The following is a 22,399-nucleotide window of genomic DNA, read 5'->3' as shown; positions in this document are numbered from 1 at the left end:
GATCGAACATTGTACTAAATGATCATACGAGGAGGCAGCAGAATGAAGACCATCGCAATAGCTGGAACGTTTGATACGAAAGGCGATGAGTACCTTTACATCAAGAGGATTGCAGAGCAGCTTGGGATGGGGACCTTGATGATTCATACAGGCGTATTCGAGCCGGCCTTTATTCCGGATGTGTCCAATCGGGAAGTCGCTCGCGCCGCAGGCATGGACATGGAGGAGCTTGCGGCAAGGAAGGATCGGGCTTTGGCTACAGAGGTATTGTCCAAAGGCCTGAAGAAGCTGGTACCACAGTTGTACAAGCAGGGTAAATTTGACGGAATCATTTCCTTTGGAGGCACTGGCGGGACCTCACTGGTCGCACCGGCCATGAGAGCCCTGCCAATTGGCGTTCCAAAGGTGATGGTATCGACCGTTGCTTCTGGAAATACAGCTCCATACGTAGGCACGAGTGATATCGTCATGATTCCGTCTGTGGTGGATGTAGCAGGATTGAACTCGATTTCTACGAAAATCTTCACAAATGCGTTATTTGCGATAGCGGGAATGCTCAAGTTTGAACATGCGCATGAACCGGAGAAGAAGCCGCTGGTTGCAGCCACGATGTTCGGAGTAACCACGCCCTGTGTGACAGCGGCAAGAAAATATTTGGAGGAAAGGGGCTACGAGGTGCTTGTGTTCCACGCCACGGGCATCGGAGGGCAGTCGATGGAGGCGTTGATCGAGGCGGGCTTCATTGAAGGGGTATTGGACTTGACGACGACGGAGTGGGCGGATGAAATCATCGGCGGTGTCTTGAATGCAGGGCCGCATCGCTTGGAGGCTGCAGGCCGCCATCGCATTCCGCAGGTGGTCTCGGTGGGCGCCTTGGATATGTGCAATTTTGGGCCGAGAGATACCGTGCCGGAGAAATTCAAGGATCATAAGTTTTATCAGCATAATCCGACCGTAACCCTGATGAGAACTACGGTGGTAGAAAATGAACAGATCGGCAGGAAGCTTGCGGAGAAGCTGAACATGGCAAAGGAAAGCACCGTGCTAATGCTGCCGCTTAGGGGCATTTCTGCAATTGATGTGGAGGGGCAGCCTTTCTACGGCCTGGAGGAGGACCGAATGCTGTTCGATACCCTGCGTAAGCATGTCGACATCTCGGTTATTGAAGTGATTGAATTGGATTGCGCCATCAACGATCCGGCCTTTGCAGAGGCCGCAGCTCAAAAACTGATTGCTCTCATGCAAGCATCAAATTCCTAAGAATCTAATAAGGAGGATATACGAAATGAATAAGCTGACCAGATCAGAAATTATGACTAAATTCAGGAAAGAGGTAAAGGCGGGTAAAATTCTCCTCGGTGTCGGGGCAGGCACAGGCATTACGGCCAAAAGCAGTGAAGCGGGCGGAGCGGATATGCTGATCGTATACAATTCCGGCCGATACAGAATGGCGGGCCGCGGCTCGCTGGCGGGCTTGCTTTCCTATGGAGATGCCAATCAAATCGTCGTTGAAATGGGAGCCGAGGTGCTGCCGGTCGTCAAGCATACGCCTGTTTTGGCAGGGGTATGCGGCACCGACCCGTTTAGAGTGATGGAGGTATATTTGAAGCAATTGAAGGAGCAGGGCTTCAGCGGTGTTCAGAACTTCCCTACAGTAGGCTTGATTGATGGGGTGTTTAGACAAAACCTGGAGGAAACCGATATGGGGTACGACCTTGAGGTTGAAATGATCCGTAGCGCCCATGAGCTGGATTTGCTGACTACTCCGTATGTTTTTGATCCCGCTCAGGCGAAGGCTATGGCGGAGGCGGGAGCCGACATTTTGGTTGCGCATATGGGCTTGACGACCAAGGGCACGATTGGTGCAAAAACAGCGCTGACCCTAGACGACTGTGTAGAACGAATCGAGGCGATTATTAAAGCCGGTCGGGCTGTGAACCCGGATATCATGATTATTTGCCACGGCGGACCAATTGCAGAGCCGGAGGATGCGACTTATGTCATTGAGAGAACGAAGGGCATCGATGGATTCTTCGGCGCGTCCAGCATCGAGCGCTTTGCGGCAGAGAAGGGCATCACACAGCAGACCGAGTCCTTCAAGTCGATTCGGAAATTTAATTGAGAATGCCTCAGATGTACAAGGGAAGGCGGTAGACAGTATTGTGTTTGCCATGGCTAATCCAGAGCCGGAGATTGCGCCTGAGCAAGCTATCCCGCATGTTCGTGTACTTGCCACGGGTTGCAGCCACTATCCCAACCAGATTAACAATGTGCTTGTGTTTCCGGGTATCTTCAGGACGTATTCCACCGGATTTCAGATAGTGTACTAGAGCGAAATAGAATTACATAGCATCGTCTGTTAAACTGTGAAAATAGGCGGTTGCAGATACGTTGCCGTGTTAGCCTGATCTATTTTGCGGAGGTGGGGGGATGAACGGAAGTCTGTTTGAGCCACGGCTGCGTGACGGGGATTATATTCCCCGTTTTTTTGCTTACTATTACAAGCAGTGGCACGATTACACCATGCCGTATCACGATCATCATTCTACCGAAATTATGTACATGATCTCCGGCTTGTGCCGGGTGGATGTACAGACAGGAGAGAAGGCAGGAGAAAGCATCACGCTGCGCAAGGGAGAGTTTATTATGCTGGACGCGGGTGTGTCGCATCGACTGGTCGTAGAAGGAGAGCAGCCATGCCGGATGCTGAATGTAGAGTTCGGTTTTACGGAAGGGGTGCGAGTAGGTCCGTCTATTCGACAAATGGCAGGGGAAGAGCACGAGGTCACTGCCTTCATGTCGCGTCCATTTCCTTATCTGGTGCTGTCTGACCCGGAAGAGGTGTATTATACGCTGAAAAGCCTCGTGCTGGAGCTGGATCAGCGAAAAGAGCATCCAAGTGCAATGGCTGAGCTGCTGTTTATGCAATTGCTCGTGCGAATTGCGCGTTTGCGTGAGGAAACGGAACGGAGTGACACGCAGCAAACGGATGTCTACATTAAACGATGTATCGAATTTCTTCATCTCAACTATGACCAGGAAATTCTGGTGAAGGATATGGCAGCAGCGGTGAATCTGCATCCGGGGTACTTGCATCGCATTTTCAAAAAACATACCGGACAAACGCTTACCGCTTATTTGACGATGCTGCGGATGGACAAGGCCCGAATGCTGCTCCAGCAAACGGACATTCCCATTCACGAAATTGCCGATTATGTAGGCGTGGGCAGCAGGCAGTATTTCCATATGCTTTTCAAAAAGCACACAGGCAAGACACCTGTCGAATACCGCACTGCCGTGGAACGCCATGTGTGGAACTATGCGGAGGATGAAGAGGGATAAGGCGGCAAGTTAAGTTAGGATTTTTGACACCTAAACGCGAATCTGGTCATGATTTTGATAACGCTTCCCTCTGGCAAATTGCTACAATGACGGTATACTACACATCTAACGCTGGAGGTTGAATGCCGTGTCATTTAAGGTGACTTTTATTGGAGCGGGGAGCATCGGCTTTACCCGTGGAATTTTGCGAGATCTGTTGACGGTGCCGGAATTTAACGAGATTGAAGTAGCTTTTACGGACATTAATCAGCACAATCTGGATATGGTCACTGAGCTGTGCCAGCGGGATATTCGGGAGAACGGTTTGTCTATTCAAATACAGTCCTCCACGGACCGGAAAGTGGCTTTGAAGGATGCCAAATATGTGATTTGTACGATCCGGGTTGGCGGGCTGGAAGGGTTTGCGACCGATGTAGACATTCCGCTGAAATATGGCGTGGATCAATGCGTGGGCGATACGCTGTGTGCAGGAGGTATTATGTACGGGCAGCGTGGCATTGCGGAAATGCTGGAGATCTGCAAGGATATCCGCGAGCTAAGCGCACCAGATGTGCTGCTGCTGAACTACTCGAACCCGATGGCGATGATGACCTGGGCCTGCAACAAGTACAGCGGTGTACGTACGATTGGGTTGTGTCACGGTGTACAGCATGGGCATCACCAAATTGCTGAAGTATATGGCTTGGAGAAGCAGGATGTGGACATTGTGTGTGCCGGAATCAATCACCAGACATGGTACATTCAGGCGTCACATGAAGGCAAGGATCTGACAGCTGGACTGCTGGAGGCTTTTGAAAAGCATCCCGAATATAGCCGCACCGAAAAGGTACGCATCGACATGCTTCGCCGTTTTGGCTATTACAGCACCGAATCGAACGGCCATCTAAGCGAGTATGTTCCCTGGTACCGGAAGCGTCCGGATGAAATTCTCGACTGGATTGATCTGGGAAGCTGGATTAATGGAGAAACGGGAGGCTATCTGCGTGTATGTACGGAAGGACGCAACTGGTTTGAAACAGATTTTCCAAACTGGATGAAGGAAGATCCACTGGAGTACAAGTCGGAAAAACGCGGTGAGGAGCATGGCTCCTACATTATCGAAGGACTGGAAACAGGACGTGTATACCGTGGACATTTTAATGTCGTCAACAACGGAGTGATTTCCAATCTGCCGGATGATGCGATTATTGAGGCGCCCGGATATGTGGATCGTAACGGCATTTCCATGCCTCTTGTGGGTGAACTGCCGCTCGGCCCTGCGGCTGTCTGCAATGTTAGCATTTCCGTGCAGCGATTGGCAGTTGAAGCTGCCGTGCATGGGGACGACAAGCTGTTGCGGCAGGCGTTCATGATGGACCCACTGGTGGGTGCGGTATGTAATCCGAAGGAAATCTGGCAAATGGTCGATGAAATGCTGGTAGCGCAGGAAGCGTGGCTTCCACAATACGGAGCGGCAATTGCCGAGGCGCGTCAACGTTTAGCTGCGGGCGATCTGATCCCAACTCGTGCGTATGAGGGAGCGGCAAGGCTTAAGGTCAAGACGATTGAGGAAATGCAGTTGGATCGGGAGGCGGCCAACAAAAATGCGGGCGAATCCGACAAAGGCAAGGAACGCGAAAAGGAGTAGCCTAGCTAGGCCTGGCAGCTTGGTACAATGGCATGAGCGCTCACTGCATGTACATGCATGATGAATGGCCGTGAGGCTGCACTACGATGAATAGGGTATTTTCATGGCGATGAGAGCCTGAAAATACCCTATTGGTGTCGATAGATTTAACGATTTGGCATAGTACGGAGTTTGGAGTTTATCATTGTCGATTTGAGCTGACGGAAATTAAAGAAAATAGCCTAATTTTTTCTAAATCCGCTTTTTGGTGTCGATCCCGTAGGTCGGGAGAGCTTGTCACAGCAGGCATAGTTCATCTTATGAAGGACTCGGCCCTGGGAAGTGGGGAGACAGCAAAAACGGGTACTGTGGCAATTCATGTGCCTAATTAATAATTTAATCCTTAATTTATTCAATTTACATCAGTTTTCCAGCCCACTATAATCTAACATAGGAGGTGACAAAAAGGGGAGGAAGTAAGCGCGTGAAAAAATAGAAAGCGCTTACCTTAGCAGCTAAGAACGCCGCTTTTTTTGGAGAAAGATGGCGTAACTCACACATAATCATGTAACAATCAGGTGCCGCCATAGGAAGATTCAACAAAATCTACGGAAAGATAGGTGAAGCAATTGAAAACAAAGCAAGTGCTTCGTAAAGGCATGAAGTATGCTTTTGCGCTATCACTCGTCGCAAGCAGCTTTCTACCAGGTGCAGGATTTACGGATAAAATACATGCAGAATCCCATGTGGACAATCCTTATCAAGGGGCAACCAAATATGTTAGTCCTGATTATGCGGCTAGCGTCGATACATCGATTGCCCAGGTTACAGATTCTACACTGAAAGCGAAAATGCAAACCATCAAAACGTTCCCGACTGCCGTATGGCTCGATCGCATCGCTGCTATTAACGGCGGTGGAGGCAAGCTTGGTTTGGAAGCGCATCTGGATCAAGTGTTGACACAAAAGAAAGGCAACACACCGATTACGGCAGAGTTTATTGTATATGATCTGCCCGGACGGGATTGTAAAGCCTTGGCTTCCAACGGTGAGCTGCCGTTGACCCAAGCGGGTCTGGAAACGTACAAAAAGGATTATGTCGATAAAATTGCTGCTATTTTTGCCAAACCGAAGTATCAGGATATCCGCATTGTAGCGATTATTGAGCCGGACAGTTTGCCGAATCTGATAACGAATCTGAATGATCCCAAATGTGCTCAAGCCAAATCTACAGGGATTTATGAAGCTGGCGTGAAATATACCATGAACAAGCTGAACGCGATTCCGAACGTCTACAAATATGTAGATATCGGTCACTCCGGTTGGCTGGGTTGGGATAACAACCGTTCAGCAACCGTCACACTGTTCACGAATGTTTTCACAGATACGAGCAAAGGACTGTCCAGCGTGGACGGCTTTATCACGAATACAGCCAACTCTTCCCCATTGACAGAGCCTAATCTGCCCGATCCAAACCTGAATATTGGCGGACAGCCGATCAAATCGTCCAAGTACTACGAATGGAATCCTAACTTCGATGAACTGGATTTCACAGAGTCCTTGCATAGAGATTTTGTAAACGCAGGTTGGCCGAGCTCACTCGGTATGCTCATTGATACAGGCCGTAACGGATGGGGAGGACCTAACCGTCCGACTGCCGCTGTCGGCAGTGATATTAACTCCTATGTGAACTCAGGCCGTATAGACAAACGCTCGCATCGTGGCAACTGGTGTAATAACAGCGGAGCAGGTATGGGTACGCCGCCGCAAACAGCTCCAGCTTCCCATGTCGATGCTTATGTATGGGCGAAACCTCCGGGTGATTCCGATGGTTCCAGTTCGCTTATTCCGAACGATGAGGGTAAAGGCTTTGACCGATATTGTGATCCTACCTATACAACCAAGGATGGCACATTAACAGATGCTTTACCGAATGCACCTATTTCAGGAGCTTGGTTCCATGATCAGTTTGTTATGCTTGTGCAAAATGCATATCCAGCGATTGTCCCTTCATCTGGTGGCGGAACAACTCCTACACCAGCCGCTCCGGCAGTACCAGCGGGCTTAAAGGCGACAGCGGGGAATGCGGAAGTGAAGCTGACTTGGAATGCGTCCACTGGGGCCGACAGCTACACGGTAAAACGTGCAACCAGCGAAGCAGGTCCTTTTACAGCCGTTGCGCCTCTTGTTACTGAGAAAGAGTACACAGATAAGGGTCTGACCAACGGAACCACTTATTTCTATGTTGTAAGTGCTACGAATACGAAAGGAACAAGCAAGGATTCCACTGCGGTAAGCGCTGAGCCAAAAGGAACACCTACAGATCCAACGGACCCTACAGATCCTACAGAACCAGCGGGTGATCTGGTTGTAATGTATCGGGCCGGGGATACCGATCCAGCTAATAACGCAGTCAAGCCTTTCTTAAATCTGAAAAATAAAGGTACAACACCCGTGATGCTGAGTGAGCTGAAAGTCCGGTATTATTTTACGAAAGATGGCAGCCAAGAGCTGCAATCCGCAGTAGACTATGCGCAAGTAGGCAATGATAATGTGCTGCGAACTATTACTGACAATTATATCGAAATTGGTTTCAATGCTGCTGCCGGTACGCTTGCAGCTGGAGCGCAAACAGGTGATATTCAGATCCGTATCAACAAAAGCGACTGGTCTAACCTGGACGAATCCAATGATTATTCCTTCGATCCTACCAAAACCTCTTATACAGAATGGAATAAAGTAACATTATTCCATAATGATAAGCTGGTGTGGGGAATCGAGCCTTAGGATTGGGACAGAAGATGTGCGCTTAAGCAATGGAAGAGCCCCGAAGGAAAAGCTACGGCACAACTGCCGTAGCTTTTTTTGATCGTGTTTAGATAAAGAACCTCATGACCAAGAGAATAAGCATTCAATTGTGTATAATGAAAAAGAATGCTGTTCTACTGTGGAGGTCATCATGAGTAAAAAAGGATCAAGCTCATTCACAGACTAGTATTGACGTGGCACTTGAAGTGGATGCGGAGCGGTTTTTGCGTCATTTTCTGAGTCGAGTGGTATAAAAAATAATTCAAAAGATTGCCGATGACACTGCATCGGCAATTTTGTGCATGCATGTTAGACTGCGCCCTCATAAACCACAAAGGAGGAGATTTATTGTGTTTTCTGCTGCTCAACGACTGCCTTTGCTGGAACACATGTACAATCATGCCCCGACAGGGATAGCCATTTTCTCCAGGGACGGAAAATGTCTGTATGTCAATCCGGCCCTTTGTCACAAGGTCGGATACAAGCAGGAGGAATTGCTGAAAACCCGATATTATCATTTGTTGTATAAAGGAGATAAAGATCGACAAGCGTTGCAGGACGCCTATACGGGCTGGCTGAAAGCTACGGATCAAGTGTACAAGGCAGAGCTTCGATTAAGACATCAGCGGGGAACATCCGTCTGGTTATCGCTGGAATTAACGATATTTGATGACCCGGCTACGGGTCAAACGTATCTGATTGCCTACGCGATGGACATCACAGAGAAAAAAGACATGCAGCAGGTACTCTCGGACAATGAGGACTTGTACATGCTAATTACAGAAAATACGCCGGATGTGATCTCGTTCAGCACGCCGGACGGGAACCTTCAATATGTTTCTCCTTCGGTAGAAAAACTTCTTGGCTACACTAGGCAGGAAATGCTCGGCAAAAAACGGCTCGAATTTTATCATGCAGAAGATGCCGATTATATGAGAGTACATGGAATCTTCCAGGAAACAGGTATTATGAAGCGTCGTGTCCGTCACAAGGACGGGCATTATTTGTGGCTGGAAGTGTCATACCGCATCATTCGGGATGAGGAAGGCAAAATCAAGCGAGTTTTGTCCATCGGCCGCAACATCACCGAGCGCCAGAAGAGCGAGGAAAATCTTGCAAAAGCTCAGCAACTGGCGATGTTTGGCTCATGGGACTGGGATTTGGTTAACGACGTTTTGCATTTTTCCAAGGAATTCCGCAGCATTTTTGGCTTTAGCGTAAAGCCGGTCGAGACAAGCATTGATTCTTTTCTGGATGCTATTCATCCAGAGGATAAAGAGCGAATGATCGAGATCATTACGAACGTCATTTTAAAAGGGATTCATAAAGAAACCTTTTATCGGATTGTACTGCCTAATGGTGAACAGAAAGTGCTGCGTTCGACCTGGGAAGCGGAAATGGACGAGCGCGGAGAACAGCCGATTCAAATTGTCGGTATGGTACAGGATGTCACGGAGCACCAAAAAATGGAGCAACGCCTTCGTGAAAGTGAAAATCGTTATAAATCGCTGTTTCAGCATAACCCGCTCGGCATATGCGCCATGAATATGAAAGGTCAAATCCTGAGCGTGAATCCCAGTCTGGAGGAACTTATTGGTTATACAAGGAAAGAACTGCTTGGGACTGGAGTTCTTGTGATGGCTTCTTCCGAGGAACGGGACAAGATTAGGCATCATATGGAGCTGGCCAAGCAGGGAGAAACGCAAACCTATGAATCAGAGTTCATACATAAGGATGGGGAGCGCTTGTTTATCAAGGTAACTAATATCCCGATTTTTGTGCATGAGCAAATTGTGGGCTGCTACGGCATCTTTGAAAATGTCACTCCGCTCAAAAGCTACATCGCCCAAATCGAAAAGCTTAGCAATGAGCATTCACTCATTCTGAACGCCGTATCCGAAGGCATTGTGGGCTTGAGTACTGAGGGGCATGTCCGTTTTATGAATCCGGCGGCGGCTTCCATGTTTGGAGTGGGGGCCGAAAATTCACTGAACGGAACATACACAGATATGATCCGCCATGTCGATGAGATAAGCAGCCATTACCCGGATGAGCAGCCATCCATTCTTCAGGCGATCCGCAGTGGCGCTTCTTATCAGGCTGAGGAAGCCGTGTTTTGGAAAAAAGACGGGTCCAGCTTCCTCGTCTCTTATCGGATCAGTCCCCTGATGGATAATGGGGAGCGTAAAGGGGCCGTAATGGTTTTTGTAGATATAACGAATGAAAAGGAAATCATCCGGGCCAAGGAATCCGCCGAGCGGGCCGACCGGGCCAAGTCAGAATTTCTTTCTGTGATGAGTCATGAGCTTCGTACACCTATGAACGGAATTATCGGAATGGCTGGACTGCTCGCGGACACTGAATTGGATGAGGAACAGCGAAGCTATATCGATATTATTACCAATAGCAGTAGTGCTTTAATGCAGATATTGAATGAAATACTGGATTTGAGCAAAATTGAGGCTGGCAAAATGTCGCTGCTGCACGAACCTTTTGAACTTGAGGATATGATGGGCAGTGTGGCGGACCTATTTCTCAAGCAGGCTATGGAAAAAGACATTGAGCTGGAGTGGCACGTGGATCAGGAATTGCCGGGGGTCCTTGTCGGTGACCATGTGCGTATCCGGCAGGTGCTGGTGAATTTGGTGAGCAATGCAATCAAATTTACGGAGCGAGGGCGTGTAAACATCTTTGCCGAGAGCAAGGCTTACAGCAGCCGTACAAAGAAATGCTTGATTGAGTTCAGTGTAACCGATACTGGCATCGGTATTCCCGCAGATCGCCAGCATCTATTGTTTCAGCCCTTTTCCCAGCTTCATCCGGCACTGAACCGGAAATATGGAGGAACAGGCTTGGGGCTGTCCATCTGCAAAAACCTGGTCAGTCTGATGGGCGGCTCCATTGATGTGGATAGTGACGAGGCCAGAGGAGCCACGTTCCGGTTTCAGCTAGATCTTATGCTACCGGAAGGGGAAGCACCTGCGAATATAAGCCGTGACGAATCTTACGAATCGACGGAATGCTAAAAGAAATAGCCAGTCGTGGTGCTTAACGCATCACGGCTATTTTTATGTTCAAGTGGAATGTTAACGATGATTTCAAGACCCAGCTTTCTGAGTTGGTCTTTTTTTTCTGTAATAAATAACTAAAGAAATGATTGACAAACTGTTCTAACTGTATTATTAATAATAGTACAGTTAGAACAGTTTAAAGGATGCAGATGAATCTGATCAAGTCTTGAAAGGAGGAAGTCTATGTTCGAGCTGGATATCCGCAGTCGTAAGCCGATCTACGAACAGTTAATAGACAAGGTAAAGGAAATGATTGTATACGGATCTCTTCAGCCGGATGAGCAATTGCCTTCTGTACGGGTTTTATCCGCTCAGCTTACGGTGAATCCCAATACGATTCAGAAGGCGTATCGAGAGCTGGAACGCGAAGGATACATCTATTCCGTCCAAGGCAAGGGCAGCTTTGTCACCCCTGCCGAGCATCAGCCGCAGCAAATGAAGCGGGATGAGATTCGGGCGGCGCTGTTGAAGCAGATGATCGAAGCTGTCCATTTCGGTTTTACGCAGCAGGAAGTGGACGCCTTATACGTGGAAGCTACGCAATTGAAGGAAAGGGGGATGTCCCTTGATTGAATTAAGGGAAGTCACAAAAACATTTACAGAAGAAAAGGCTGTCGATCAGCTCGCCCTCACGGTGAAGAAAGGCTCTATTTTTGGACTTTTGGGCTCTAACGGAGCAGGTAAAACGACGCTGCTCAAAATCATCGCCGGGATTTACAGACCGGATACTGGCAAGGTGCTAATCGGTGGACAGCCGGTGTATGAGCAGCCAGAAGTCAAGCAGCGCATTCTGTTTATGCCGGATACCCCTTATTTTTTTCCGCAAGCGACGATTCGCCAGATGGCCCGGTTTTACCGCTCCATTTATCCGAGCTGGAGTGAGGGCCGCTACATACAGCTTACCGACATTTTCAAGCTTGACCCGAAGCGTAAGCTTCACCGTTTTTCCAAGGGGATGAAACGTCAGGCCGCTTTTTTGCTTGCCTTGAGCTGCATGCCAGAGCTGCTGATTCTGGATGAGCCGATCGACGGACTGGACCCTGTGATGCGACGGATGGTCAAAAATTTGCTGTTCCAGGAAACCGCCGCACGTGAGATGACCGTCGTGATTTCATCCCATAATTTGCGTGAAATTGAAGACATGTGTGATCATGTCGGCATTATGCATCAGGGACGTATGTTGTTGGAAAAAGAGGTTGACGACCTCAAGTCCGATACGCATAAGGTGCAGGTTGCCTTTCGTGACAGCACGCATGAGGAAGCCGTCTGTGGACAACTTCCGGTTGTACATAAGGAGCGCAGAGGCAGTGTTCTGCTGCTTATTATCCGGGGGGAACGAGAGCAGATTACAGAAACGATTCAGGCGTATGAGCCGCATGTGTTCGATTTACTGCCGTTGACGCTGGAGGAAATTTTCATTTATGAAATGGAGGACGCAGGTTATGACATCCAACCGATTCTTCTGTAGCGGCGGCGTGATTCGCCAAAGCCTGAGACAGCATGGCTGGATCGGTCTGTTGTACTTGGTGGGATTATTGTTTACAGTGCCGCTGCCGTTATTTATGAGTATCGGACACGAACGGGTGCCTACGGTTTTGAGAAGCCTGTTCGATAGTGCAAACTCAGGTAATGATTTGCAAAATATGATTTTATTGACCGTACCAGTGCTGGCAGGTGTGATGTTGACTCGTTTTATTCAGCGGCAGGGGCCATCTGATTTGTATCACAGTCTGCCATTACGCAGGGAACATCTGCTAACGGCACATTTGATCAGTGGTCTCATCCTCTTGCTCATACCCGTGTGGCTCACGGCGGGAGTGACGGCTTGGGTTAACGCCACGAATGATCTGCCTTATATTTTTCACATGAATGATGTTGGATCATGGGCATTGGTCGTCTCGGTCATTAGCATTTTTCTTTTCGCTTTTACTGTGTTTGTAGGTATTTGCGTAGGGCAATCGCTGCTGCAAACTGCTGTAGTGTACGTTTTGATGGTGCTCCCCTTCGTTCTGTCATCCATGATTAGTGGCTTTCTGGGGCATCATTTGTACGGTTACTATCAGGTCAGTGGAACAATAGTTCGTTATAGTAATGGCATGGAGTTACGTAGTAACATTAATATTTGGCATTCTTTATCGCCGTTTATTCGCTTTACGGAATTGCTGAAAACTCCATTTTCATATATTGAACTGCTTGTTTATATTGGTGTTTCTTTGCTGTTTGTGATCTTGAGCTATGTGTTGTATCGCAAACGGCTGGTAGAGAAGGCAACACAAGCAATGGCATTTACCTTCTTCCAGCCCTTATTTAAAGCAGGTGTGATGCTGTGCGCTATGCTGCTAGTAGGGGAGTATTTTAATAATGTAAGCGGACAAGGTAAAGACTGGTCTATCTTCGGCTATATACTTGGAGCTATTTTGGGCTATATCGCTGTGGAGATGGTGATTCGCAAGACGTGGCAAATTGTACGTGTCCGTGCTTTGCTGGAATTGGTCGCTTACACCGCTGTGTTAGGTCTGGCAATGTACATGCCGACTTCAAGTTGGGTAGGTTACGAAGAGCGAATTCCAACTGCACATTCCGTGGAGCAAGTTTATGCCGGACCAAGTTTGTATTTGGAGGGTGGCTTTACACGAAAAGAACTTTATTTTTCGCAGGATAAAGCCTTTATCGCTTCTGTACTGAATCTACAACGTGAGCTTGTGCTGGCACATTCAGCCGGACAGATGTCCGGGTCCAAAAATGAACCTCAGCAAATGATATCCATTGCCTATCGCCTTGATGATGGTTCGATTATGACCCGAAGCTATACATTTCCCGAGCAGCCTTTCCGGGCAGCGCTGGCAAAGGTCATGGTGTCTGAGCCATACAAAACGGTAGCATACACTTTAGATAAGCTGGATGGCAAAGCCGAGACGATCAGCATTAAATCAGGGGATGATGAGGAACGGAGGGTGATACTGACTGATCCGAAAGAAATTCGCGAATTTGAAGCTGTGCTGAAAGAAGAAATTTTGGATATGAGCTATAGCGAAATGCAGTCTGGAAGTTATCCGCTGGGGAATATTGAGATTATGCATAAAGCTTCCTCTATTTCCAAATATGAGCCGGAATGGGCTCGTAATGTTGCATTTAACTGGTGTTTATCCTTTCACAAACTGGAAGGTTGGCTGAAACAGAAGGGATATGCCGACAAGGTAATGGTCACCTCGAAGGATATACTTTCTGTGCGTGCTGTTCCAATTGTTTCTCAGGAGATGAAACCTTATCAATCTGGTCAGTATATCGAAGACGTCAATTTATTCAGAGATATACAGCAGAAGCATAAAGCAATCGTCATTGAAGATATGAAGCTCTGGAAAGCTATTTTGGAAAACCGCAGATCCTATAACTATACTCCGGATATGGAGAAAGGCACTTACCTGATACAGATCAAAATCAAACCTTTATATGGTTTAAATGCTCACACAGGCTATTATTTATTAAATCCAAAAGACATGACACCTGAGCTTGCGAAGGCTCTACCAGCAGCTCCTTAAAACAGCACAGAATGGCAGGCAAGGGCTCCCCCTGATTTGGGCAGACGTAGAGGCGTAGAGAGATAGAGCGCAGAACATAAAGAGAGCAGAGTTTTATAATAATGTCAGCCCAATTCAGGAAGGAGCACCATAAGCAGTCCTTTGCTGGGTGGGATTTCTCATTCATCTCGGATACAGGACGCGTAGCGAGCGAGCCCTTGGACTGGTCTTATACCAGCAAGGCCATGACGCTCATCCATTCATCCACGGCGATGCTGGATATGGGAACGGGCGGAGGAGAACTTCTGTCACGGCTACGTCCTTTTCCAGAGATCGTATGTGCGACAGAAGCGTATGCACCGAATATTCCTGTTGCCAAGGAACGATTGGAGCCGCTGGGTGTGCGTGTTATGGCTATAGATGACGACAATTCACTTCCATTTGATGATAACGGGTTCGATCTTGTGCTGAATAAGCATGAGGCATTTTCTCCAGCGGAAGTGCGGCGTATTTTGCGTCCGGGCGGTACGTTCTTGACCCAACAGGTCGGGGGCCTGGATTGTGTGGGCATTAATGACCGTTTGGAAGCGCCTTATAGCGAGTATGCAGACTGGTCCCTTTCTCAAGCGATTACCGGTCTGAAAAGCAACGGCTTCGAAATCGTGGAGCAGCGGGAACAGTTTCCGATACAGCGGTTTTACGATATCGGAGCGCTTGTCTACTACTTAAAGGCGATTGAATGGCAGATTGCTGATTTTCAACCAGAGAGATATATAGAACAGCTGTATGGCCTACATCTAGACACTCAACGTGATGGGTATTGGGACGTGAAGCAACACCGTTTTTTGATCCAGGCAAGAGCGATATAAAATTATTAAGTTCAATATCCAGAAGGTCTTCCTCCAAGGAAGGCCTTTTTGGGTGTGCTTCTCTATGGTGAAAACAAAATCTCGTATACTAATCTTTACCATAATTGTACAATGAAAAAGCAGTGGCTTAAAGGCTCATTTCATTTAAAAGATATAGGGGGATGTACATGTCTGATCCAAAGGGAATTATAACCAAGCCAGAAACAGGTGCCTCCATGCGGCTAGCATGGTTTTGGCCGTGGCTGGGCGGTACATTTATGTTTGGATTGTTTTCAGTCATGTTTAATGTATTTTGGAGTATGGCTGTGGCGTCTAATGTACAGCTTTTGCTGAGGCGCGAAGGTGTGACGGATACTGCGGTCATTGTGATGATGATATTATACGCCTGGATTATAGGTCTGATTTTTGCTGCTTACGGTGTCTGGAGTGCACGTGCTTCCAGTCTGCGCAAGCTTCCGCTCATGCTGACAGGGCTGTTATCATTATTATGTGGCCTGGGTTTATGGATTGTGGGGTTACAAGGCTCTGGCGGCCAACCAGCCGAAGTGTGGAGCAATTCGTGGCAACTGTTTTCAATCTATCACGCGTGGGCGGAGCCTGTACTGGAGGTATTAGAGCCTTATACACAGCATGGTGAAATCTGGTTTCTGCTGACTGCACTGCTGCCAATCGCCGGAATGGTAGTGGGCGTTGGGGTGGATCGTTATCCGTCGGTGACAGGAAAGAACGGAAAGGTAGATCGTAGATGGCAATGGGTCGTTGCTGCCATGTCAGCCGCGCTTGTTATTGTGTTGACCATTGCACTGATGCTGCCTCATCGTCCGTTGATCGCAGAACGGGATTTTCCAGTGGTCGATGGGGCTACAGCGGCGATTCCGTTCGCACAGGATATGCTGCATGAGCTGACCGGAATGAGCAAGGCGCGCGCGGCGCACGAATTGAGATTCAACACAACGCATCAGGCGTATGTAAATCTGATCGACAAGAAAGCGGATCTCATTCTGGTGGCCGGACCATCCGATGGGGAGCTGCAACTTGCGAAAAGTCAGGGAGTGAACATGAAGCTTACTCCCATTGGGCGGGATGCGTTTATTTTCCTCGTTCACAATGACAATCCTGTTCATACGCTGTCTTCAAAGCAGATTCGTCGTATTTATGAAGGCTCCATTCATAATTGGAGTGAAGTGGGAGGCAAGACTCAGCCGATTGTAGCCTATCAGCGGGAAGAAAATTCGGGAAGTCAGACTTATATGCAAAAGAAAGTGATGGCTGACCATGAGATGGCCAAGCCGCCCCGGGAGCGCACGATTGGCATCATGGGTGGTATGATTAACGCAGTTGCCGATTATAACAAGGATCACAATGCGCTCGGGTATTCGTTTTATTATTTTGCCAATGTGATGCATAAGCGGCAAGAAGTTAAATTTTTGTCCATTGACGGAGTGGTGCCGAATAAGGAAAATATTCGTTCGCAACAGTATCCGTTCACCGCTCAATTGTTCGTGGTCACACGGGAAGGAGAGAAGTCCAGCCCTTCGGTTCAACGGCTGCTCCAGTGGCTGCAAAGCGAAGATGGCAAACGGATCATTGAAGAAGGCGGCTTTGTTCCTGTACATCCGTAGACGTGGTTTTCCATACCGTCGATTTTGGGTTTTCATCCGTGAAGAGTGAAACGAAGACAGCAGGGTAATACATAGGATATACCTTGCTGCCGTTGCATACCCTCGCAGCATTGTACTAACACAGTAAGGGGATGAACGAAAATGAAGAAAAAATTACCGGCATGGGCGCTTTTGCTCGCCATATCCATCATGACAGCAGGTTGTGGAGCAGGTGCAACACAAGCAGGACCCACTGGACAGCAAGAGCAGAACGGTCAAACCGTTCAAGAGGGGGAAAATGGTACAACTGGCGGTACAGGCACGGCATCGGGGGCAGGTGGACAAGCATCCACAGATGCGAATGCGGCGAAGGTTCGTATGGACGATGTTACCGCGCTGCGCCTGATCGACGGTAAATCCGGCTGGATCGGCGGGAAGGGCTGGATTGCCCGGACAGACGCAGGTACATCCGGTTCAGCCGGAGCAGCATGGGATGTGCAATATCAGGGTCAAGGGACAGTGCAGCAAATTTTTGCCTTGAATGGGCAGCAGGCATGGGCCGTCATGGCAGACAGCGGTACGCTGCTGGCGACTCAGGATGGAGGCAAACGCTGGGAAAGTACCGGGACGGTGCCGAAGCAAGGACAAGCGGGCTTTTTACACTTTGTATCGTCCAAGGAAGGATTCAGCGGAAACCAATATACGAAGGACGGCGGTCAAACCTGGTCCGCGCTTCCTGTACCTGATCACACCGTTGGACAACCCTACTATCATGATCAGCAAAACGGTTGGGCGGTAACGCAAAGCACAGAGGGCTCGTTCCGTTTCTTACACACAACGAATGGCGGTCAGAAGTGGACTACCGTTCTGTCACGGACCACCGAAGCGCCCCTGAACGGTGTAACCATTCGTTCGGTAGAACGCGGAAACGCTTGGATTGAGCTGGTTGGGGATACAGGTATGAATCAGACCTCATATTCGCTCTGGCATACTGCCGATAGCGGCCAAAGCTGGCGTGCTGTGCTGGCCAATGCCACCGCTGGCGCGGGTCCGGCTCCAGGTATTAGTCAGCAAGACCATCAGGTTCCCAAGAACGAAGGGGCGGCACTGGGGATGCTTTATGCCGTAAACAGCAGTACCGCGTTGATGGGCGGCTACTGCGCACCGTGTGACAAGCCTAATACCATTGGCTGGACGAATGACGGCGGCAAGACGTGGAACAACGGCAAGCAAAGCTTTGACGGCTATGGCGGTCAGCAAATCGGAATGGCCAATGCCAAGGAAGGCTGGGCTATTTTCTCTGATTCAGAGAAGGCCCCGGTAATGTATACCACCTCGGATGGTGGACAGCATTGGACCCAGGGCCATGTCTTTGACAAGCCTGCGCCATCAGGTTCCTGAGCAGATAAGTTCTGAGTAAATAAAGTAAGGAGTGCTATATCATGCGGCTTCGCGGGGAATTGAATATGATCTGTTCCCCTGGAGCCGTACACATGGCGTGCCTGTGATGGCGTATTGCCCGATTGCACAAGGCGGACGTCTGCGACGGGGACTGCTAGAGCATCCCGTGATGGTGGACATCGCTGCCAGCCACGGGGTACGCCATCCCAGATTGCGCTCGCATGGGTCATACGGGACGGTGATGTCTGGGCAATCCCGAGGGCGGTACAGGAATCGCATGTACGGGAAAATGCAGCGGCAGCGAATATCCGGCTCACTCCTGAACAACGGCAACAAATAGGAGGGACCCCATGGAAGAGAGAGAAACAGGAACCAGGACAGAGCTGCATGAGGTAGATGATCATCTGGATTACGGATTATCTGTCATATTCATCGGCTTTAATCCTAGCTTGAAGTCAGGCGAAGTGGGGCATCATTATGCGAACCCACGCAACCGTTTTTGGCGCATACTGGAGGGAGCGGGATTGACCCCTCGCTTGTATGATCCATCAGAGGATCGGGAGCTGCTCAAGCTTGGCTATGGTTTTACGAACATTGTTGCCCGGCCCACGCGGGGAGTGGACGACATTGCACGCGAGGAATACGCCGAAGGACGTCTGAAGCTGTATGCCAAGCTAAAGGAATACCGTCCTAAGGTTGCCTGTTTTGTCGGCAAAGGCGTATACACCGAATACAGTAAAAAATCCAAAGCAGATTGGGGATTCCAGCCCGAGCCGATGATCCCCGAGATGCATGAGTTTGTTGCCCCTTCATCCAGCGGACTGGTTCGCATGTCACTGGAAGAGATCACAGATATTTACCGCCGTCTCCAGACGTTTCTGACAGCAGAAATCGTCTGATAGGCAGCGAGAATAATGGATTCAGCCAGAAGAAAAAGAACCACCTCCACTCTATTTTAAGGCTTTTGTCTGCCACGCCTGATCCACCGGAACGTAAGGATAGCCCAGATCACGGGCTACCGCCTCGTAGGTGATATGACCGTTCAGGACATTTGTGCCGCTACTTAGCGGCTTGCTTTTACGAAGGGCTTCCTGAACCCCCTGATCCGCAAGCTGGAGGGCGAAGGGAAGCGTCGCATTCGTCAAAGCAAGCGTTGAGGTTTGCGGGACTGCGCCTGGCATGTTCGCTACGGCATAGTGAATGACGCCATGCTTCATATAGGTCGGCTGATCGTGTGTCGTGATGTGGTCAATCGTCTCGACAATACCTCCCTGGTCGATGGCGACATCCACGATCACGGAGCCGGGCTGCATCGTCTGCACCATGACCTCGGTTACGAGACATGGGGCTTTGGCCCCGGTGATCAGGACAGCACCGATCAGCAAATCGCTCTGCACTACGGCTTCTGCAATGTTGGAGGGTGTGGACACCAGCGTATGGAGCTGATTGCCGAAAATATCGTCCAGCTGGCGCAGCCGATGCAGGCTCAGGTCAATCAGCGTCACGTCCGCGCCGAGGCCGATGGCGACCTTCGCAGCGTTCGTGCCGACGACCCCGCCGCCAATAATGGTTACTTTGCCGCGCTTGACTCCTGGCACGCCTGCCAACAAAATGCCTTTGCCGCCCTTCGGTTTTTCCAGCAGCTGTGCCCCGATTTGCACAGCCATTCGGCCTGCGACCTCGCTCATGGGGGTGAGCAGTGGAAGGCTTCCCCCGACATCCAATGTTTCATAGGAGATAGCAGTTACGCCATTGTCCGTCAGCGCCCGGGCCAGTGCCGGCTCGGCAGCCAGATGAAGATAGGTGAACAAAATCAGCCCTTGTCGGAAATATCCGTATTCTGAGGACAGCGGCTCCTTCACCTTGATAATCAGATCCACCTGAGACCACACCTCCGCTGCGTGCTGTACAATCGTTGCACCCGCCGTGGCATAATCTCCATCTGTAAAGCCACTTTCAACCCCTGCATGACTTTCCACATACACGTGATGTCCATGCTGGCTCATCTGAGCTGCACCAGCAGGTGTCAAGGAGACACGATTTTCATTGTTTTTAATCTCTTTCGGAATTCCAATGTTCACTTTGCTCACCTCTCCTAAAAATAATTGTTATCCATCGGCAAATAATTATTCTTCAGGGCAGCTACGCTGCTGAGTTGCAATGTTTCATATCCTACGCTGCTGTTGCTGCTTGCACCAAACGAATTCAAAAATGGCATTATTATTTTTGTGCAGCCTGCCGATTAGTTAAATGGACTCAAGCCGACAAATGCAATTCATGTTAGATTAGGTACAGTTTACAAGTGGAAATGCTCCTTGACATCATACATTTTGTCGGATTATCTGACTTCAAGGCTCGACTTTTTGATGAATAGGTGTCATATAAAATGACATAAAGACATATACATAAGGAGAATTCCGATGAACGGTAAAAAAACCTTTACCATTGCGGATGTGATGGAACGTCCGGTATTCCGGCGGGCCAAGCTGGCAGCCGGGGAGCAGGGTACGAGTCACCGCGTCGGCTGGGTCCATGTGCTGGAAATCACAAATGTAACCCCCTTTGTGAGCCGTCATGACCTGATTTTGACGACTGGCCTGTGGCTGACCCGGGAAGGGGAGGAACGCGCTGAGTATATGGAGCAGCTGATCCGTTCCGAAGCCGCAGGACTGTGCGTGGAGCTGGGTACGAGCATCCATGAGATTCCGCCGGAAATCCTGGAACTGGCGGAACGGCATCATTTTCCAGTCATCGTATTTGAACAGCCGGTACGCTTTGTTGAAATCACGCAAGATATTCATTCCCTGCTTATTAACCGCCACCACGAGCTACTGAAAGATCTGGAGCGCTTCTCGCGCCAGCTTCAGCAGGAGACGCTGCGCAGCACGGATATGAGTGCCCTTTTAAGGGTACTTCATGATTATGCCGCCCGGCAGATCATCTACATGTCTTCCATTGATACCCATCGGTTCGTGCCTTCCATCCAGCCTGATGTGGCTGACCACATTGCGAATTTCTATGCCAATGAGGTGGAATCCAGCATGACGTCTGACCGGGAAGGTCACTTGCTGTTTCATCTCAATGAATCCACCGCCGTCTTGTTTCAGCCGGTTGTCTGCTTCGGGCAGGTATTTTCCGCAGTAGGTCTGGTGCTGCATGGCGAAACGCCGACGGAAGAACTGTCCCTGCTGCTGGACTACACAGCCAAGGCAGCCGCTACGCTGGTGCTGAGAACACAGTTCCTCGAAGACCGATTGTTACGAAACCAGAATGAACTGATTCAGGATGTGCTGAACGGACAGCTTCCCAGCGAGGAACAGGCTCAGACCCGGATGGGGCTGCGTCTGCTGTCCAAGGGACAATATTTATTTTGGGCCGGGGTTATTGAGGTGGAGCATCAGGATAAGGAAGCCAGTCAGGTACGCAAGGAGTCCATTAACCAGGATATATTGGTATTGCTCCGTTCTTTGCTGAAAAAGGAGACGCTGCACAATCTGCTCATGATGAAGGGGAACCAGTGCTACATTCTTTGCGCCAAGGAGGAACTGACTCTGCGCTCCGCGGCGCAAATGAAGAAAGTTCTTGCCCATACTGTGCAATATATTCAGAACTATGCCGCTGGGCAGCTTGACAAGGTGCGCATTCATGCAGGTTTCGGCAAAGTAAGGCACCGGATGACCGGGGCAGGTCGCAGTTTCGAGGAGGCTTACCAGGTTATTGAAGTGGCGCGAAGCGTTCCGGCCATGAGAGATCGGCTTTTTTACGACAGTATCGGAATCTATCAGTTGTTGAAGGCTGTGCCCCGCACTCCCTTTTTACAAGAGTTTGTACAGGATCATTTGGGCGGGCTGATTGCGCATGACCGTGAGCACCATATGCAGCTTCTGGATACGCTGGATGCTTATTTTCAATGCCATGGCTCCAAGCGCGATACTGCCGGAATCCTGTACATTCACAGGCAAACTCTCTACAATCGGCTGGACAAAATTAACGAGATCATAGGAGGAAATCTGGCAGACCGGGATAAACGTCGTTGTCTGGAGATGGCATTGCTGGCTCACCGGATGCTACAGGCTGAAAAATGATCCTAAATGACTACTTCTATTTTCCAATCTACTCATTTACAATGCGTGTCAACACTGAGATAATAGAAGAGATAACGGAAATATCTTTGAAAGGGGATT

15 protein-coding genes and 2 pseudogenes are annotated in these 22,399 nt (G+C 49.3%); 16 read left to right on the top strand and 1 reads right to left on the bottom strand.

Features of this window, described 5'->3' with window-relative positions; all coding sequences use genetic code 11:
• The first annotated feature begins 42 nt into the window (after positions 1–42).
• The 15 genes and pseudogenes from ACIFQM_RS09810 (at position 43) to ACIFQM_RS09740 (ending at position 19,114) form a co-directional block, all read left to right on the top strand.
• Positions 43–1,260, top strand: a complete 1,218-nt coding sequence (locus tag ACIFQM_RS09810) for a Tm-1-like ATP-binding domain-containing protein (RefSeq protein WP_430042425.1) — start codon at positions 43–45, stop codon at positions 1,258–1,260.
• A 25-nt stretch (positions 1,261–1,285) separates the two neighbouring features.
• Positions 1,286–2,122: a phosphoenolpyruvate hydrolase family protein gene (locus ACIFQM_RS09805; RefSeq protein WP_430042427.1), complete on the top strand. Its 837-nt coding sequence runs from the start codon at positions 1,286–1,288 to the stop codon at positions 2,120–2,122.
• 1 nt (position 2,123) lies between these two features.
• A pseudogene (locus ACIFQM_RS09800) lies at positions 2,124–2,297 on the top strand (NAD-dependent malic enzyme); the annotation flags it as partial.
• Positions 2,298–2,430: 133 nt separating this feature from the next.
• Positions 2,431–3,342, top strand: coding sequence for a helix-turn-helix domain-containing protein (locus tag ACIFQM_RS09795; RefSeq protein WP_430042430.1), 912 nt, complete (start codon positions 2,431–2,433; stop codon positions 3,340–3,342).
• Between the two features lie 127 nt (positions 3,343–3,469).
• Positions 3,470–4,969, top strand: coding sequence for an alpha-glucosidase/alpha-galactosidase (locus tag ACIFQM_RS09790; protein WP_430047538.1), 1,500 nt, complete (start codon positions 3,470–3,472; stop codon positions 4,967–4,969).
• Positions 4,970–5,568: 599 nt separating this feature from the next.
• Positions 5,569–7,734, top strand: a complete 2,166-nt coding sequence (locus ACIFQM_RS09785; protein WP_430042434.1) for a glycoside hydrolase family 6 protein — start codon at positions 5,569–5,571, stop codon at positions 7,732–7,734.
• 371 nt (positions 7,735–8,105) lie between these two features.
• Complete coding sequence (locus ACIFQM_RS09780) at positions 8,106–10,781, top strand: PAS domain S-box protein (RefSeq protein WP_430065392.1); 2,676 nt, start codon at positions 8,106–8,108, stop codon at positions 10,779–10,781.
• Positions 10,782–11,009: 228 nt separating this feature from the next.
• Entirely contained in the window at positions 11,010–11,399 is a 390-nt protein-coding gene (locus ACIFQM_RS09775) for a GntR family transcriptional regulator (RefSeq protein ID WP_044646746.1), read from the top strand.
• Entirely contained in the window at positions 11,392–12,294 is a 903-nt protein-coding gene (locus tag ACIFQM_RS09770; RefSeq protein WP_430042438.1) for an ABC transporter ATP-binding protein, read from the top strand. Before ACIFQM_RS09775 ends, ACIFQM_RS09770 begins: the two co-directional genes overlap by 8 nt.
• Complete coding sequence (locus ACIFQM_RS09765) at positions 12,269–14,365, top strand: multidrug ABC transporter permease (protein ID WP_430065389.1); 2,097 nt, start codon at positions 12,269–12,271, stop codon at positions 14,363–14,365. Before ACIFQM_RS09770 ends, ACIFQM_RS09765 begins: the two co-directional genes overlap by 26 nt.
• A 101-nt stretch (positions 14,366–14,466) precedes the next feature.
• Positions 14,467–15,213 (top strand): class I SAM-dependent methyltransferase, encoded by a 747-nt coding sequence (locus ACIFQM_RS09760; RefSeq protein ID WP_430042442.1) that lies wholly within the window; start codon positions 14,467–14,469, stop codon positions 15,211–15,213.
• 167 nt (positions 15,214–15,380) lie between these two features.
• Positions 15,381–16,835 (top strand): PstS family phosphate ABC transporter substrate-binding protein, encoded by a 1,455-nt coding sequence (locus ACIFQM_RS09755; protein WP_430042444.1) that lies wholly within the window; start codon positions 15,381–15,383, stop codon positions 16,833–16,835.
• Positions 16,836–16,976: 141 nt separating this feature from the next.
• Positions 16,977–18,215: a hypothetical protein gene (locus tag ACIFQM_RS09750; RefSeq protein ID WP_430046849.1), complete on the top strand. Its 1,239-nt coding sequence runs from the start codon at positions 16,977–16,979 to the stop codon at positions 18,213–18,215.
• Positions 18,216–18,246: 31 nt separating this feature from the next.
• Positions 18,247–18,611, top strand: a pseudogene (locus ACIFQM_RS09745) (aldo/keto reductase); the annotation flags it as partial.
• The gene (locus ACIFQM_RS09740; protein WP_430042447.1) at positions 18,566–19,114 is read left to right on the top strand and encodes a mismatch-specific DNA-glycosylase; all 549 of its coding nucleotides are present in this window, start codon (positions 18,566–18,568) and stop codon (positions 19,112–19,114) included. The pseudogene ACIFQM_RS09745 and the gene ACIFQM_RS09740, both read left to right, overlap by 46 nt.
• Positions 19,115–19,165: 51 nt before the next feature.
• Here ACIFQM_RS09740 and ald read toward each other — a convergent pair whose 3' ends face one another.
• Positions 19,166–20,296, bottom strand: coding sequence for an alanine dehydrogenase (gene ald / locus ACIFQM_RS09735; RefSeq protein ID WP_430042449.1), 1,131 nt, complete (start codon positions 20,294–20,296; stop codon positions 19,166–19,168).
• A gap of 339 nt (positions 20,297–20,635) precedes the next feature.
• Here ald and ACIFQM_RS09730 point away from each other — a divergent pair, with 339 nt between their 5' ends.
• Positions 20,636–22,300: a PucR family transcriptional regulator gene (locus tag ACIFQM_RS09730; protein WP_430042451.1), complete on the top strand. Its 1,665-nt coding sequence runs from the start codon at positions 20,636–20,638 to the stop codon at positions 22,298–22,300.
• The last annotated feature ends 99 nt before the right edge of the window (positions 22,301–22,399 follow it).

This window comes from Paenibacillus sp. NRS-1782 (assembly GCF_050467685.1).
GTDB classification, from domain to species: Bacteria; Bacillota; Bacilli; order Paenibacillales; family Paenibacillaceae; genus Paenibacillus; species Paenibacillus terrae_A.
Note: the sequence above shows the minus strand (reverse complement) of the source record. Positions and strands in the feature narration are given on the sequence as shown.

Bases quoted from the DNA above. Each gene is read 5' to 3' on its own strand.
- ACIFQM_RS09810 (WP_430042425.1), top strand. From the start codon at position 43: ATGAAGACCATCGCAATAGCTGGAACGTTTGATACGAAAGGCGATGAG.
- ACIFQM_RS09805 (WP_430042427.1), top strand. From the start codon at position 1,286: ATGAATAAGCTGACCAGATCAGAAATTATGACTAAATTCAGGAAAGAG.
- ACIFQM_RS09795 (WP_430042430.1), top strand. From the start codon at position 2,431: ATGAACGGAAGTCTGTTTGAGCCACGGCTGCGTGACGGGGATTATATT.
- ACIFQM_RS09775 (WP_044646746.1), top strand. From the start codon at position 11,010: ATGTTCGAGCTGGATATCCGCAGTCGTAAGCCGATCTACGAACAGTTA.
- ACIFQM_RS09765 (WP_430065389.1), top strand. From the start codon at position 12,269: ATGACATCCAACCGATTCTTCTGTAGCGGCGGCGTGATTCGCCAAAGC.
- ACIFQM_RS09760 (WP_430042442.1), top strand. From the start codon at position 14,467: ATGTCAGCCCAATTCAGGAAGGAGCACCATAAGCAGTCCTTTGCTGGG.
- ACIFQM_RS09755 (WP_430042444.1), top strand. From the start codon at position 15,381: ATGTCTGATCCAAAGGGAATTATAACCAAGCCAGAAACAGGTGCCTCC.
- ACIFQM_RS09750 (WP_430046849.1), top strand. From the start codon at position 16,977: ATGAAGAAAAAATTACCGGCATGGGCGCTTTTGCTCGCCATATCCATC.
- ACIFQM_RS09740 (WP_430042447.1), top strand. From the start codon at position 18,566: ATGGAAGAGAGAGAAACAGGAACCAGGACAGAGCTGCATGAGGTAGAT.
- ACIFQM_RS09730 (WP_430042451.1), top strand. From the start codon at position 20,636: ATGAACGGTAAAAAAACCTTTACCATTGCGGATGTGATGGAACGTCCG.